The organism is Rhodoblastus sp. 17X3, from assembly GCF_030056575.1.
Lineage (GTDB): Bacteria > Pseudomonadota > Alphaproteobacteria > Rhizobiales > Beijerinckiaceae > Rhodoblastus.
Genome location: NZ_JASHHX010000031.1, coordinates 17,179 through 29,766, shown reverse-complemented (window position 1 = coordinate 29,766; position 12,588 = coordinate 17,179). Strand labels below are relative to the sequence as shown.

The window sequence follows — 12,588 nt, the reverse complement described above, 5'->3', positions numbered from 1 at the left end:
CAAGCGACCTCAACACGTGAATGCAGAGAGTGACCATGGCCACCAATGAAGAGGCGCTCGCCGCGCTGAGCCATATTCCGGGACCGGACGCCAAGACCCCGCTGCCGCAATCGGGCGCCTTGTCCGGGCTCGTCATCGCCGGCGACAAGGTCTATCTGACCATCGCGGTCGCGCCCGAACAGGCCAGATCCAGCGAGCCGATGCGGCTCGCCGCGGAAAAGGCGCTGAAGGCCCTGCCCGGCGTCGCCGCCGCCTATGTGGCGCTGACCGCCGAACGCGCGCCGCAGCCCGTCGCGCCGGGAGCCGCGCATGGTCACGGCCCAACGCCCGCCCCCGCCCAGGGCCCGGGCCTCGACAAGGTCAAGAAGATCATCGCCATCGCTTCCGGCAAGGGCGGCGTCGGCAAGTCCACCACCGCCGCTAATCTCGCCGTGGCTCTGGCCGCGCGGGGCGTGAAGGTCGGTCTGCTCGACGCCGACGTGTTCGGTCCTTCGCTGCCGTTGCTGTTCGGCGTTTCCGGAAAGCCGAGCTTCACCGGCGAAGGCAAGCTGCTGGCGCCCTTCGTCCGATTCGGCGTCAAGCTGATGTCGATCGGCTTCCTCGTGCCCGAGGATGCCGCCGTGGTCTGGCGCGGGCCGCTGGTGATGACCGCGATCAAGCAATTGTTGCGCGACGTGGACTGGGGCGAACTTGACATTCTGGTGGTGGACATGCCGCCCGGCACCGGCGACGTGCAACTCACCATGGCGCAGAACGTCTCGCTCGCCGGGGCCGTGATCGTCTCGACGCCGCAGGACATGGCCCTGATCGACGCCCGGCGCGCGGTCGCCATGTTCAACCAGGTCAAGACCCCCGTGCTCGGCCTGTTCGAGAACATGAGCTATTTCCTCTGTCCGCATTGCGGCGGACGCACCGAAATCTTCGCCCATGGCGGCGCCAAGGTGGAAGCCGAGAAACATGGCGTCCCTTTCCTCGGCGCGTCGCCGCTTGACATCAAGATCCGCGAAACCTCGGATTCTGGCGCGCCGATTGTCGCCTCGGCTCCGGATTCGCCGCAGGCCAAGCCCTATTTCGAGCTCGCCTGCGCCGTGCTCGCGGAACTGGCCAAGGAAAACCGGCCCGGACCCGTCTTTTCCATCGGCTGAGCCTCAAGGAGTTTAAATGGATCGCCGGCTCTTTCTGGCAGGCCTCGCGCTTGCCCCTTCAGCGCGCGCCCTCGCGGCCTCGCTAGATGATCTGCCCCTCGTCGCGTTGCCGGCGGGCGCCGATCCCCTGACTGTTCCCGGCCTGTCCTGGTTCGGAACGGGGCCGTCGGCGATCGAGATCTTCGACTATAACTGCTCCTATTGCCGGTCGGCGTTCCAGACGCTTGACGCGATGGTGGCGAAGAAGAAGCTGCGGCTCGGCCTGATGGACAGCCCGCAGCTGGCGGCTGGCTCGGTGCAGGCCGCAAAGCTGCGGCAGGCCGCGCTCATTCTCCATGGGCCGGACAAAGCTTACGAATTCCATCGTCGGCTATATGCGCGCAAGGGCATGATCGACGGCGACGCCGCCCTCGCGGTGGCCGAGGAGATGGGCTTCGATCTCGCGAAACTGGCCGAGGCCGCCAACAGCCCGGACGTGCGCGGCCGCATCATCGCGCAGGCGCGTTTCCTGGATAACATCGGAGTCGCCACAACGCCCTCCTTCATCATCGGAACGAAGCTGCTTTCCGGCTGGCCGGGCGCGGATGGTTTCGGGGCGGCGCTGAAGGCCAAATCCTAATAGGCGGGGTGCTCCTTGACTTCCATCAGGACGGAGCCGGCGGCGGCGCTGGCCGCATTCTTCAGCCGCGCCCGCTCGTCATTGAGCCGATAGACCTTTCGCGCGGCTTCAATGAAAGCCGGGCCGAAATCCCCGGCGCTCTCCATCGCGCGCAAGCTGTCCTCGATATCCCATAACGCGCCGTTGACCGCTTCGAGATTACGCGACAGCGCAGCTATCTCACCCGTCGCGTCCGCCACGCGCATTGGGCCCGCCGCCCGTTGCAGCAAGGCCAGCTCCTGCGCCGCCATCAGCCGCTTCTGCGCGTTGCGCACGCGTTGGGTCTTGATCGACAGGATCGTGATCTTGTCGATCAATTCGCCGGCTGAAACCGGGATCGTCACCGCACTGGCGTCGCCGGGAGCCGCCGCCGGGAGCCGAAATGCCCGCGCCTCCATCGCTCTGTCCTCCACTAATTTCACGGAGAGGCAGTTTGGCGGATGGAGCTTGCGCGGAATTGGCGGGCGAGCGGGAGTTATATCATTACGTTCATATATCTTATATTCGGCTCAGACTCTTTACGCGGGAAAGAATAAAGTATATTTATCAAATAAATACGCAAACTCAGGTGAAAAGGTCAGCCATGGCTTTGCCGAAGCTGAAAGAACGCGACGCGTCCGTGGATCTGGGGCAGATGACGCGGAACGCGCGGGAAGCCAGCGAATTCCTGAAGGCGCTGGCGCATGAATCGCGCCTGCTGATTCTCTGCATTCTCTCCGAGGGCGAAAAATCAGTCGGCGATCTCGAAACGATTCTGGACCAACGCCAGTCGACGGTGTCGCAGCAACTTGCGCGGCTGCGTCTCGACGGGCTGGTCACGACGCGCCGGGACGGCAAGAGCGTCTATTATCGCCTTGCCAATGACGACGTGCGCACCATTCTCACCGCGCTTTATTCCGTGTTCTGCCAGCCGCCGAAACGGCGCCGGGCGCCCCGCGCCGAGTGAACGGCCGGCGCAGATGAATCCGCGCGGGAATTCTGTTGCCTTGCCTCGCCTTTTTATATACATACATTCGAATATGAAATAACGCTCGTTCAGCGCGAGGCCCTGCCGCCGCTGATGCGACTTGGCGGCTAGGAGACGAAAAAGATGTTCGGCTGGTTCGGTTCAGGCGGCGATTACAAGACTTTCACCCCCGGCGAATTGCGCGATCTCCTGCGCGAGAAAGACGGCGCCCGCGTGCTGGTCGACGTGCGCGAGGACCATGAATGGGCCGGAGGACATATTCCCGGCGCGGTGCATGTTCCGATGTCGCGTTTCGCCGCTTCCGTTTCGAAGCTCCCCAAGGACAAGAAAATCATCTTCTATTGCCAATCCGGCATGCGCTCGAGAAACGCGCTGAACCAGGCGAAAAAACTGGGGTTTCAGGCGGAAGGCCATATCGGCGGCGGCATTTCCGAATGGCGCCGGCATGAGATGCCGATCGCGCGCTGAAACGGGCGCGCCGCGCTCAAGAATCGAAGGCGAAAGAGGTTTTCCAATGACAATAAATGACGCCGTGCGCGCGTTGGCGGGGACGATGGTGCTGATCTCCGTCGCTCTCGTCTATTTCGTCTCGCCCTGGTTCCTGTTGTTCACGGCCTTCATCGGCCTGAACCTGCTGCAATCGGCCTTCACCGGCTTTTGCCCGCCTTCATACCTGTTCCGCAGGATGGGGCTGCACGACAACCGCTAATGGCTAAAGCCCGAAGGCGGAGAGCTTGGGCAATAGCTTGCTGCGTCCCTCGATCACGAAAGCGCGGAATTTCTGCGCCGCCTTGCTCAACTCGCGGTCGGCGCGGTTAAGCAGGTACCATTGACGCACCAAGGGCATGCCCGAGACCTGCAGCACGACCAGATGGCCGTCGGCGATCTCGGTCAGGCAGGTGTGGGCCGAGATCATGGCGATGCCCAATCCCGCCATCACCGACTGCTTGATCGTCTCGTTGGTGCCCATTTCCACGATTTCGAACGCGCGCCCGCCGCCGATCCGCTCCAGCAGGCGATGCATCAGCACCCTTGTGCCGGAGCCCTCCTCGCGCGCCAGGAACCGCTCCCGCAGCAGGTCCTCGGCGAGAATGTCCGGATCGCCGGCGAGGCGATGGTCGGGCGGCGCGATGATGACATAGGGATGGTCGCCCAGGGTCGTTGATTCGGCGTCGATATGGGCCGGCGGCCGGCCCATGATGGTCAGGTCATATTCGTTGCGCTCCAGCCCGCGCACGATTTCCTCGCGATTGCCAACCGAGAGCGTAACCCGCACGCCCGGACATTCGCGCTGGAACGCGGCCACGATCGACGGCGCGAGATATTTCGCCGTGCTCACCACGCCAAACACCAGCGAGCCGGACGCGCCCGCCTTCAGGGCGTCGATGCGCTCCCCCGCGCGCACGGCGAGGCGCTCCACGTCCTGCGCCATGGACAGGAGTTCCGACCCGATTTCCGTGGGCGCAAAAGGCGTGTCGCTGGCGCGCCGGAACAAAGGCGCGCCAATCAGCTCCTCCAGCAATTTGAGCTGAACGCTGACGGCGGGCGGCGTGACATGCAGATCCGTCGCGGCGCCGGTGACCGAGCCGCGCTCGACCGTGGCGGCCAGTGCGCGCAATTGCTTTCGGGTGAGTCCTCTGAGATCGACCATTTAGATATTCTAAGAGATAGTTGCATTTTTTTAAATTTATTTTTCGCAGCAGAGCGCCCAAGGTGACTTCAGGCCAGCCAGCAAGAGCGGGCCAGGAGGAATGCCCATGACCATCAATAACGCGCCGGCGCCGCACGTCGGGAGCGAAAGCCTTGACGCCTATCTTTCAAGCTGGGCCGCCGCCGCCGAAGGCCGCGGCAATCTGGCGCGCACCATCGCCGGCCTGGCGCAGGCCGGAATCGCGCTGTCCGAGATCATCGCAGGCGGGCCGCTGAACGGGGCCCTGGGCTCCGAGGTCGGCGCGCAGAACGCCGACGGCGACAAGCAGCGCCAGCTCGACGTCATTGCCGACGGCGTGATCATCGACGCCCTGCGCAAGACGCCGACCGCCTTCTACGCCTCCGAGGAAGAGGAAGCCATCCTCACACTGGATCCGGCGGGCGAGCTTGCGGTCGCCTGCGATCCGCTCGACGGCTCGTCCAACATTGACTGCAACATGCCGATCGCGACGATATTCGGCATTTTCCGCGCGACGCCGGGCGACGCCACCGCCTCCTTCTTCCGTCAGGGCTCGGAGCAGATCGCGGCTGGCTATGTCGTCTATGGCCCCCAGACAAGCCTGCTGCTGACGCTTGGCGAAGGCGTGGCGCAATTCACGCTCGATCCCGCGTCGCGCCGCTTCATGCTGGTGTCGCGCAGTGTCCGCATCCCGCCTTCGACGCGCGAATATGCGATCAACGCCTCGAACTACCGCCATTGGCCGGACCAGATCCGCGCCTTCATCGACGATTGCATCGAAGGCGCCGGCGGTCCTCACGGCAAGGATTTCAACATGCGCTGGCTCGCCTGCATGGTCGGCGAGGCTCATCGCATCTTCTCGCGCGGCGGGGTTTTCCTTTATCCGGGCGACGAACGCGCCGGCTATCAGTACGGACGCCTGCGCCTGCTCTATGAGGCCTTCCCGGTCGCCATGCTGGTCGAGCAGGCTGGCGGCGGCGCCACCGACGGCTTCGAGCGCATCCTGTCCAAGAAGCTGGAGAAACTGCACCAGCGCACCCCGCTCGTGTTCGGCTCGATCGAGAAGGTCGCGCGCATCGCCAGCTATTTTTCCGACGCTCGTTTCCAGCGCGCCCATTCGCCGCTGTTCGCCGAGCGCGGCCTGTTCCAGCACTGAGGATCGACGAGAATGTCCATCAAGCATCCGATCATTTCCGTCATCGGCTCCTCCGGCGCTGGCACCAGCACGGTCAAATTCACCTTCGACCAGATTTTCCGCCGCGAGGGCATCAACGCCGCCTCGATCGAGGGGGACGCCTTCCACCGCTTTGACCGCGCCGACATGAAAGCGGAAATGGCGCGCCGCCGCGACGCGGGCGACATGACCTTCAGCCATTTTTCCGAGGACGCGAACCTGCTCGCCGAACTGGAAAAGTCCTTCCGCTCCTACGCGGAGACCGGCAAGTGCATGGCGCGCACCTATGTCCATGACGCCGGAGAGGCCGAGCGCCACGGCGTGCCGCCGGGCCATTTCACGGACTGGCGCGAGATCGGCGAAAACTCCGATCTGCTGTTCTACGAAGGCCTGCATGGCGCCGTGAAGACCAACACGATCGACATCGCCAGCCAGGGCGATCTCAAGATCGGCGTCGTGCCCGTGATCAATCTGGAATGGATCCAGAAAATCCATCGCGACCGCGCCTCGCGCGGCTATTCGACGGAAGCGGTCACCGACACGATCCTGCGGCGCATGCACGCCTATGTGCATGTCATCTGCCCGCAGTTCACGCAGACCGACATCAATTTCCAGCGCGTGCCGGTGGTCGACACCTCGAACCCCTTCATCGCGCGCTGGATCCCGACCGCGGGCGAATCCCTGGTGGTGATCCGCTTCCGCAATCCGGGCGGCATCGATTTCCCCTATCTGGTTTCGATGATCCACAACAGCTGGATGACCCGGGCCAATTCCATCGTCATTCCCGGCGACAAGCTCGACATCGCCATGCAGCTCATCCTCACGCCGATGATCCTGCGGCTGACCGAGCGCAGCCGCCGCACGAAATGATCCGTCTGGGCGAGGCTTCGCTCAAGAATTCGCCCAGGAATTCGCCCAAGAATTCTCCAAGGAGTTCATGATGACCGAGACAATGCTCGCGGAACGCGCCCCGGCGACCGCGCCCTCCTTCCAGGACATGGCCAACGCCATTCGCGCACTGGCCATGGATGCGGTCGAGAAAGCCAAATCCGGCCACCCCGGCATGCCCATGGGCATGGCCGACGTCGCCACGGTGCTGTTCACCCGCTTCCTCAAGATTGATCCGGCGAACCCCGCCTGGCCCGACCGCGACCGCTTCGTGCTGTCGGCTGGCCACGGATCGATGCTGCAATACGCCCTGCACTATCTGCTCGGCTATTCCGACATGCCGATCGAGCAATTGCAGAAGTTCCGGCAGTTCGGCTCCCGTACCGCCGGCCATCCGGAATATGGCCACGCGCTGGGCATCGAGACGACCACCGGCCCGCTCGGCCAGGGGGTCGCGACCGCCGTCGGCATGGCGCTCGCCGAGCGCATGATGAATGCGCGCCATGGCGACGATCTGGTCGATCACCATACTTACGTGATCGCCGGCGACGGCTGCCTGATGGAAGGCCTTTCCCACGAGGCCATCGACCTGGCCGGCCATCTCAAGCTCGGCAAGCTGATCGTGCTGTGGGACGACAACCACATCTCCATCGACGGCTCGACCGACCTCTCGACCTCCACGGACCAGATTCTCCGCTTCACGGCGGCGGGATGGAACGTGGCGCGCGTCGACGGCCATGATGAAAAGCAGATCACGGATGCGCTGGCGACGGCGCGGACGCAAGGCGACCGGCCCTGGCTGATCGCCTGCCGCACCACCATCGGCTTCGGCGCCCCGACCCGCGCCGGAACCTCCAAGGCCCATGGTGAACCGCTCGGCACCGAGGAAATCGCCGGCGCCCGCGCCAAGCTCAACTGGGCCCACCCGCCCTTCGTCGTGCCGGAGCCGATCCTGACCGAATGGCGCAAGGTCTCCGCGCGCGGCGCCGCCGCCCACGCTGAGTGGAGCGCGCGTCTCGCCGCGAGCGGCAAGGGCGCGGCCTTCACGGCGCAAGTCTCTGGCGAAACGCCGCGCGAAATCTATGTCGCGCTGAAGGAGCTGATCGCCAGCCACGTCGCCGACAAGCCGAAACTCGCCACCCGCAAGGCCTCGGAAATCGCGCTCGCCGCGATCAACGGCGCCAGCGACGTGACCATCGGCGGCTCGGCCGACCTGACCCATTCCAACCTGACCATCACCAAGGGAATGGAATCGGTGAAGCCCGGCGATTATGCGGGCCGCTACGTCCACTACGGCGTCCGCGAACATGGCATGGCGGCGGCGATGAACGGCATCGCCCTGCACGGCGGCTTCATCCCCTATGGCGGCACCTTCCTGGTGTTCTCCGATTATGCGCGCGGCGCCTTGCGCCTCTCGGCCCTGATGGGCGTGCGGGTCATCTATGTGTTCACGCATGACTCGATCGGCCTCGGCGAGGACGGCCCGACCCATCAGCCGGTCGAGCATATGGCGACGCTGCGCGCCTTGCCCAACCTGCTGACCTTCCGACCCGCCGACGCGGTCGAGACGGCGGAAGCCTGGGCGGCGGCGCTGGCGGAAAAGACGACGCCTTCGGCCCTCGCGCTGACCCGTCAGGCCCTGCCCGCGCTGCGGACCGAGGCCACGCCGGAAAACCTGACCGCCAAGGGCGCCTATGTCCTGCGCGAAACCGACGGCGAACGCGACGTCACCCTGCTGGCGACCGGCTCGGAAGTCGAGATCGCCGTCGCCGCGGCGGATCTTCTTGCCGCGCAGGGCGTGAAGGCCGCCGTGGTCTCCATGCCCTGCTGGGAACTGTTCGAGCGCCAGGGCGAAGCCTATCGCCGCGCGGTGCTCGGAACCGCGCCGCGCGTTGGCGTCGAGGCGGCCCTGCGCTTCGGCTGGGACCGCTGGCTGGGCGATCGCGGGGCGTTCGTCGGCATGCACGGCTTCGGCGCCTCGGCGCCCGCCGGGGAACTTTACAAGCATTTCGGCATCACCGCGGAAGCCGTGGTCGACGCCGCCAAGACACTGATCAAGTGAGGAGACTGCAATGGCCCGAATTACGCTTCGACAATTGCTGGATTGCGCAGCTGAACGCAGCTATGGCGTGCCCGCCTTCAACGTGAACAACATGGAGCAGGCGCTCGCCATCATGGAGGCCGCGCGTTCCGTCAACGCGCCGGTCATCATCCAGGCGAGCCGCGGCGCACGCGCCTATGCCGGCGACATCATGTTCGCCAAGATGATGGAAGCCCTTGAGGCGATGTATCCCGAGATTCCGCTCTGCATCCATCAGGATCATGGCGAACGCGTCTCGACCTGCCTGTCCGCGATCCAGAACGGCTTCACCTCGGTGATGATGGACGGCTCGCTCAAGGAAGACGGCAAGACCCCCGGGAGCTACGACTATAATGTCGAGATCACCGCGGAAGTGGCGCGTCTGGCCCATATGGTCGGCGCCTCGGTCGAAGGCGAACTGGGCTGCCTCGGCTCGCTCGAAACCGGCCATGGCGAGGCCGAGGACGGCCATGGCTTCGAGGGCAAGCTCGACCGCGCCAGCCTGCTGACCGATCCCGACGAGGCCCTGCGCTTCGTCATGGCGACCAAGGTGGACGCTTTGGCCGTGGCCATCGGCACCTCGCACGGCGCCTATAAATTCACGAAAAAGCCGACCAGCGACGTGCTGGCGATCGACCGGATCGCTGAAATCCACGCCAAGCTGCCGAATACGCATCTGGTCATGCACGGCTCCTCCTCGGTGCCGGAAGAATATCGCAACCTGTTCAACGAGAACGGCGGCGAGATGCGCGAAACCTATGGCGTGCCGGTCGAAGAAATCGTGCGCGGCATCAAGTTCGGCGTCCGCAAGGTCAATATCGACACCGACCTTCGCCTCGCCGCCACCGCCGAGTTCCGCCGCGTCGCCAACAAGAACAAGTCGGAATTCGATCCGCGCAAGTTCCTGAAGCCGGCGATGGACGCGATGGGCAAAGTCTGCCGCGACCGCTTCGAAGCCTTCGGCTGCGCGGGCCAGGCGGCCCTCATCAAGGTCAAGCCGATGAGCGAAATGGCGAAGGCTTACGCCAGCGGCGCGCTCGATCCGCACATCGAGAAAAAAGCCGCCGCCTGATGGAAGGCGCGCTCCGGCGCGCCCTCCCCAATCGTCCAAATAACCATTGCCCCAAAGACAAGCGCCATCCAAAGCGACGGCCAGAAAAGGGAAACGCAAAATGGACCAGTCAGATCGCTACGCCAATCTCAACCTCACTGAAAAACAGCTGATCGAGGGCGGCCGCCACGTTCTCGTCGCGTATATCATGAAGCCCAAGGAAGGTTTCGGGAACTACCTCCAGACGGCCGCCCATTTCGCGGCGGAATCCTCCACCGGCACCAATGTCGAAGTCTCGACCACCGACGATTTCACCCGCGGCGTCGACGCCCTCGTCTATGAGATCGACGAAGCGAAGCAGATCACGAAGATCGCCTATCCGATCGAATTGTTCGACCGCAACGTGATCGACGGCCGCGCGATGATCGCCTCCTTCCTGACCCTGACCATCGGCAACAATCAGGGCATGGGCGATGTCGAATATGGCAAGATGCACGACTTCTACGTGCCGCCCGCCTATCTGAAACTGTTCGACGGCCCCTCGACCACGATCAAGGATCTGTGGCGCGTGCTGGGCCGCCCGGTCGTCAATGGCGGCTTCATCGTCGGCACCATCATCAAGCCGAAGCTCGGCCTGCGTCCGCAGCCCTTCGCCAACGCCTGCTATGATTTCTGGCTCGGCGGCGACTTCATCAAGAATGACGAGCCGCAAGGTAATCAGGTGTTCGCGCCGTTCAAGGAGACCGTGCGCGCGGTCAATGACGCCATGATCCGCGCCCAGGACAAGACCGGCGAGGCCAAGCTGTTCTCGTTCAACATCACTGCCGACGATCACCATGAAATGGTTGCGCGTGGCGAATATATCCTGGAAACCTTCGGCGAAAACGCCGACCACATCGCCTTCCTGGTGGACGGCTATGTTGCGGGTCCCGCCGCCATCACCACGGCGCGGCGCCATTTCCCGAAGCAATATCTGCATTACCACCGCGCGGGCCACGGCGCCGTGACCTCGCCTAACTCCAAGCGCGGCTATACCGCCTTCGTGCTCTCGAAAATGGCGCGCCTGCAAGGCGCCTCGGGAATCCACACCGGCACGATGGGTTACGGCAAGATGGAGGGCGAGGCCGCCGACAAGGCCATGGCCTACATGATCACCGAGGACAGCGCCGATGGTCCGTTCTACCACCAGGAATGGCTGGGCATGAACCCCACCACGCCGATCATCTCCGGCGGTATGAACGCCCTGCGCATGCCCGGCTTCTTCACCAATCTTGGCCATTCCAACCTGATCATGACCGCGGGCGGCGGCGCCTTCGGCCATATCGATGGCGGAGCCGCTGGCGCCAGGTCGCTGCGGCAGGCCGAGCAATGCTGGAAGTCCGGCGCTGACCCGGTGGAGTTCGCCAAGGACCATCGGGAATTCGCCCGCGCCTTCGAGAGCTTTTCGCATGACGCGGACGCGCTCTACCCGAACTGGCGCGCCAAGCTCGGCTCCAAAGCCGCCTGAGGCGTTCAGCGAGGCTCGCGGCCGGCGCTCCCGGCCGCGAGCGGTTCAAGCAAAAAGGATGGCCTGAAATGAAACCCTTCGATCGTTCGATCAAGATCGCGCCGTCGATCCTGTCCGCCGATTTCGCCAATTTCGGCGCCGAATGCCGCGCCATCGAGGCGCAGGGCGCGGATTGGGTCCATGTCGATGTGATGGACGGCCATTTCGTGCCCAACATCACCTTCGGCCCGTCCACCTGCGCTGCGATCCGCAAGCACATCAAGGGCGTGATGGACGTGCATCTGATGATTGCCCCCGTCGATCCCTATATCGAAGCCTTTGTCAAATCGGGAGCCGATGTCGTCACCGTGCATGCCGAGGCGGGGGCGCATCTCGACCGCTCGCTGCAACTGGTGCGCTCCTTCGGCGCCAAGGCCGGCGTCTCGCTCAATCCCTCGACCCCGGCCAGCGCGCTCGAATTCGTGCTCGACCGCATCGATCTCGTGCTGGTCATGACGGTCAACCCCGGCTTTGGCGGCCAGAGCTTCATCGACAGCCAGGTCGAAAAGGTGAAGCAATTGCGCGCCATGATCGGCGACCGTCCGATCCATATCGAAATCGACGGCGGCATTACGCCCGAGACCGCGCCACTGGTCGCGCAGGCGGGCGCCGACGTGCTGGTGGCCGGCTCCGCCGTGTTCAAGGGCGGCTCGGTCGAAACGCCCGAGATCTATGGCCGCAACATCTCCGCCATCCGCGCGGCGGCGGAAGCGGCGCGGCAGAAATTCGCGGCGTGACGGGCGTCGAAATCCGACATTGATTCCCGACTCTGAACGACGTCCAACAGCGAATTGCGGCGAGCTAGGATATTGAAATGATCTCCAGCTCTTGACCGGATGCGCCGGCTTCATCGCCGACAGCCTTGTTCATGAGAAGCCTCGCCACCGGGGATACGAAAGAAATGGAGCCGGACCTGGGGTCCGCCTCGTCCTCACCCACGATGCGATATCTCTGGACGCGCCCATCCTCGCGTCTGAACGTCACCGTGCTCCCAAAGGCGACGGTTTCGGTCGACACGGGATCGGGGACGACCTGAGCGGTCCGGACTCTCGCCACAAAGTAGCGGATATCGCGCAAGGGAATTGCGGCTTGCCGCCGCCGTTCATTCACGTCCTCGATCTTCTGCGCCGCCTCATAGGCCTCACGAGCCTGTACGAGTTGAAATTCAAGAGCCTTCAATCCCGTTTTCGTAACAAGGTTCGGATGAGGTGAAACCGGGCGGTCGGGCAGCAAAATTTCCGAGGCCGTTTCCGCACTGTCTTCCTTGGTGAAGGCGACGCTCAACTCAAAATCCTTGTAAAGCCGGTTCGCTTCGTCGGCGCCCCGTAGAAGGAAATCCGATTTTTGTCATGCAGGCAATCTACAGATTGCCTTCGCGGTTTACGATCCTCATGTGCGGGATGGGGAAGC

The 12,588-nt window shown here is 64.0% G+C and carries 14 protein-coding genes; 11 read left to right on the top strand and 3 right to left on the bottom strand.

Going from position 1 to position 12,588, the window contains the following annotated elements:
* Nucleotides 1-35 precede the first annotated feature (35 nt).
* The gene (locus QM467_RS18940) at nt 36-1,145 is read left to right on the top strand and encodes an Mrp/NBP35 family ATP-binding protein (protein WP_283367899.1); all 1,110 of its coding nucleotides are present in this window, start codon (nt 36-38) and stop codon (nt 1,143-1,145) included.
* A 16-nt stretch (nt 1,146-1,161) separates the two neighbouring features.
* Entirely contained in the window at nt 1,162-1,764 is a 603-nt protein-coding gene (locus tag QM467_RS18935; RefSeq protein ID WP_283367898.1) for a DsbA family protein, read from the top strand.
* On the opposite strand, the gene QM467_RS18930 is transcribed toward QM467_RS18935, so the two are convergent.
* On the bottom strand, nt 1,761-2,201 hold the full coding sequence (locus QM467_RS18930; protein ID WP_283367897.1) for a DUF6165 family protein: 441 nt from the start codon (nt 2,199-2,201) through the stop codon (nt 1,761-1,763). The genes QM467_RS18935 and QM467_RS18930 overlap by 4 nt on opposite strands.
* A 185-nt stretch (nt 2,202-2,386) precedes the next feature.
* Here QM467_RS18930 and QM467_RS18925 point away from each other — a divergent pair, with 185 nt between their 5' ends.
* The 3 genes from QM467_RS18925 to QM467_RS18915 all read left to right on the top strand — a co-directional run bounded on the left by QM467_RS18925 (nt 2,387) and on the right by QM467_RS18915 (nt 3,479).
* Nucleotides 2,387-2,749, top strand: a complete 363-nt coding sequence (locus QM467_RS18925) for an ArsR/SmtB family transcription factor (RefSeq protein WP_283367896.1) — start codon at nt 2,387-2,389, stop codon at nt 2,747-2,749.
* Between the two features lie 144 nt (nt 2,750-2,893).
* Entirely contained in the window at nt 2,894-3,238 is a 345-nt protein-coding gene (locus tag QM467_RS18920) for a rhodanese-like domain-containing protein (RefSeq protein ID WP_283367895.1), read from the top strand.
* A 46-nt stretch (nt 3,239-3,284) separates the two neighbouring features.
* A complete protein-coding gene (locus tag QM467_RS18915; protein WP_283367894.1) occupies nt 3,285-3,479 on the top strand; it encodes a YgaP family membrane protein in 195 nt (64 codons plus the stop codon).
* A 3-nt stretch (nt 3,480-3,482) separates the two neighbouring features.
* On the opposite strand, the gene QM467_RS18910 is transcribed toward QM467_RS18915, so the two are convergent.
* Nucleotides 3,483-4,421 carry a LysR substrate-binding domain-containing protein gene (locus tag QM467_RS18910; RefSeq protein WP_283367893.1) on the bottom strand — a complete coding sequence of 313 codons (939 nt, stop codon included), beginning with the start codon at nt 4,419-4,421 and terminating at the stop codon, nt 3,483-3,485.
* A 106-nt stretch (nt 4,422-4,527) separates the two neighbouring features.
* Here QM467_RS18910 and QM467_RS18905 point away from each other — a divergent pair, with 106 nt between their 5' ends.
* From QM467_RS18905 to rpe, 6 genes are all read left to right on the top strand, one after another.
* Nucleotides 4,528-5,595 (top strand): class 1 fructose-bisphosphatase, encoded by a 1,068-nt coding sequence (locus QM467_RS18905; RefSeq protein WP_283367892.1) that lies wholly within the window; start codon nt 4,528-4,530, stop codon nt 5,593-5,595.
* Between the two features lie 12 nt (nt 5,596-5,607).
* Nucleotides 5,608-6,483, top strand: a complete 876-nt coding sequence (locus QM467_RS18900; protein ID WP_283367891.1) for a phosphoribulokinase — start codon at nt 5,608-5,610, stop codon at nt 6,481-6,483.
* Between the two features lie 67 nt (nt 6,484-6,550).
* Entirely contained in the window at nt 6,551-8,563 is a 2,013-nt protein-coding gene (gene tkt / locus QM467_RS18895; RefSeq protein WP_446737806.1) for a transketolase, read from the top strand.
* A 10-nt stretch (nt 8,564-8,573) separates the two neighbouring features.
* Nucleotides 8,574-9,653 (top strand): class II fructose-bisphosphate aldolase, encoded by a 1,080-nt coding sequence (fba, locus tag QM467_RS18890; protein ID WP_283367889.1) that lies wholly within the window; start codon nt 8,574-8,576, stop codon nt 9,651-9,653.
* A 100-nt stretch (nt 9,654-9,753) separates the two neighbouring features.
* Nucleotides 9,754-11,139, top strand: a complete 1,386-nt coding sequence (locus QM467_RS18885) for a ribulose-bisphosphate carboxylase (RefSeq protein WP_283367888.1) — start codon at nt 9,754-9,756, stop codon at nt 11,137-11,139.
* Nucleotides 11,140-11,207: 68 nt separating this feature from the next.
* Entirely contained in the window at nt 11,208-11,915 is a 708-nt protein-coding gene (gene rpe / locus QM467_RS18880; RefSeq protein WP_283367887.1) for a ribulose-phosphate 3-epimerase, read from the top strand.
* 64 nt (nt 11,916-11,979) lie between these two features.
* Here rpe and greA read toward each other — a convergent pair whose 3' ends face one another.
* Nucleotides 11,980-12,462, bottom strand: coding sequence for a transcription elongation factor GreA (gene greA / locus QM467_RS18875; protein ID WP_283367886.1), 483 nt, complete (start codon nt 12,460-12,462; stop codon nt 11,980-11,982).
* Nucleotides 12,463-12,588: the final 126 nt, after the last annotated feature.

Excerpts from the sequence above, each read along its gene's own strand:
- QM467_RS18940 (WP_283367899.1), top strand. The coding sequence starts at position 36 with ATGGCCACCAATGAAGAGGCGCTCGCCGCGCTGAGCCATATTCCGGGA.
- QM467_RS18885 (WP_283367888.1), top strand. The coding sequence starts at position 9,754 with ATGGACCAGTCAGATCGCTACGCCAATCTCAACCTCACTGAAAAACAG.
- rpe (WP_283367887.1), top strand. The coding sequence starts at position 11,208 with ATGAAACCCTTCGATCGTTCGATCAAGATCGCGCCGTCGATCCTGTCC.
- QM467_RS18935 (WP_283367898.1), top strand. The coding sequence starts at position 1,162 with ATGGATCGCCGGCTCTTTCTGGCAGGCCTCGCGCTTGCCCCTTCAGCG.
- QM467_RS18925 (WP_283367896.1), top strand. The coding sequence starts at position 2,387 with ATGGCTTTGCCGAAGCTGAAAGAACGCGACGCGTCCGTGGATCTGGGG.
- QM467_RS18900 (WP_283367891.1), top strand. The coding sequence starts at position 5,608 with ATGTCCATCAAGCATCCGATCATTTCCGTCATCGGCTCCTCCGGCGCT.
- QM467_RS18920 (WP_283367895.1), top strand. The coding sequence starts at position 2,894 with ATGTTCGGCTGGTTCGGTTCAGGCGGCGATTACAAGACTTTCACCCCC.
- QM467_RS18915 (WP_283367894.1), top strand. The coding sequence starts at position 3,285 with ATGACAATAAATGACGCCGTGCGCGCGTTGGCGGGGACGATGGTGCTG.
- QM467_RS18930 (WP_283367897.1), bottom strand. The coding sequence starts at position 2,201 with ATGGAGGCGCGGGCATTTCGGCTCCCGGCGGCGGCTCCCGGCGACGCC.
- QM467_RS18910 (WP_283367893.1), bottom strand. The coding sequence starts at position 4,421 with ATGGTCGATCTCAGAGGACTCACCCGAAAGCAATTGCGCGCACTGGCC.
- fba (WP_283367889.1), top strand. The coding sequence starts at position 8,574 with ATGGCCCGAATTACGCTTCGACAATTGCTGGATTGCGCAGCTGAACGC.
- QM467_RS18905 (WP_283367892.1), top strand. The coding sequence starts at position 4,528 with ATGACCATCAATAACGCGCCGGCGCCGCACGTCGGGAGCGAAAGCCTT.
- tkt (WP_446737806.1), top strand. The coding sequence starts at position 6,551 with ATGATGACCGAGACAATGCTCGCGGAACGCGCCCCGGCGACCGCGCCC.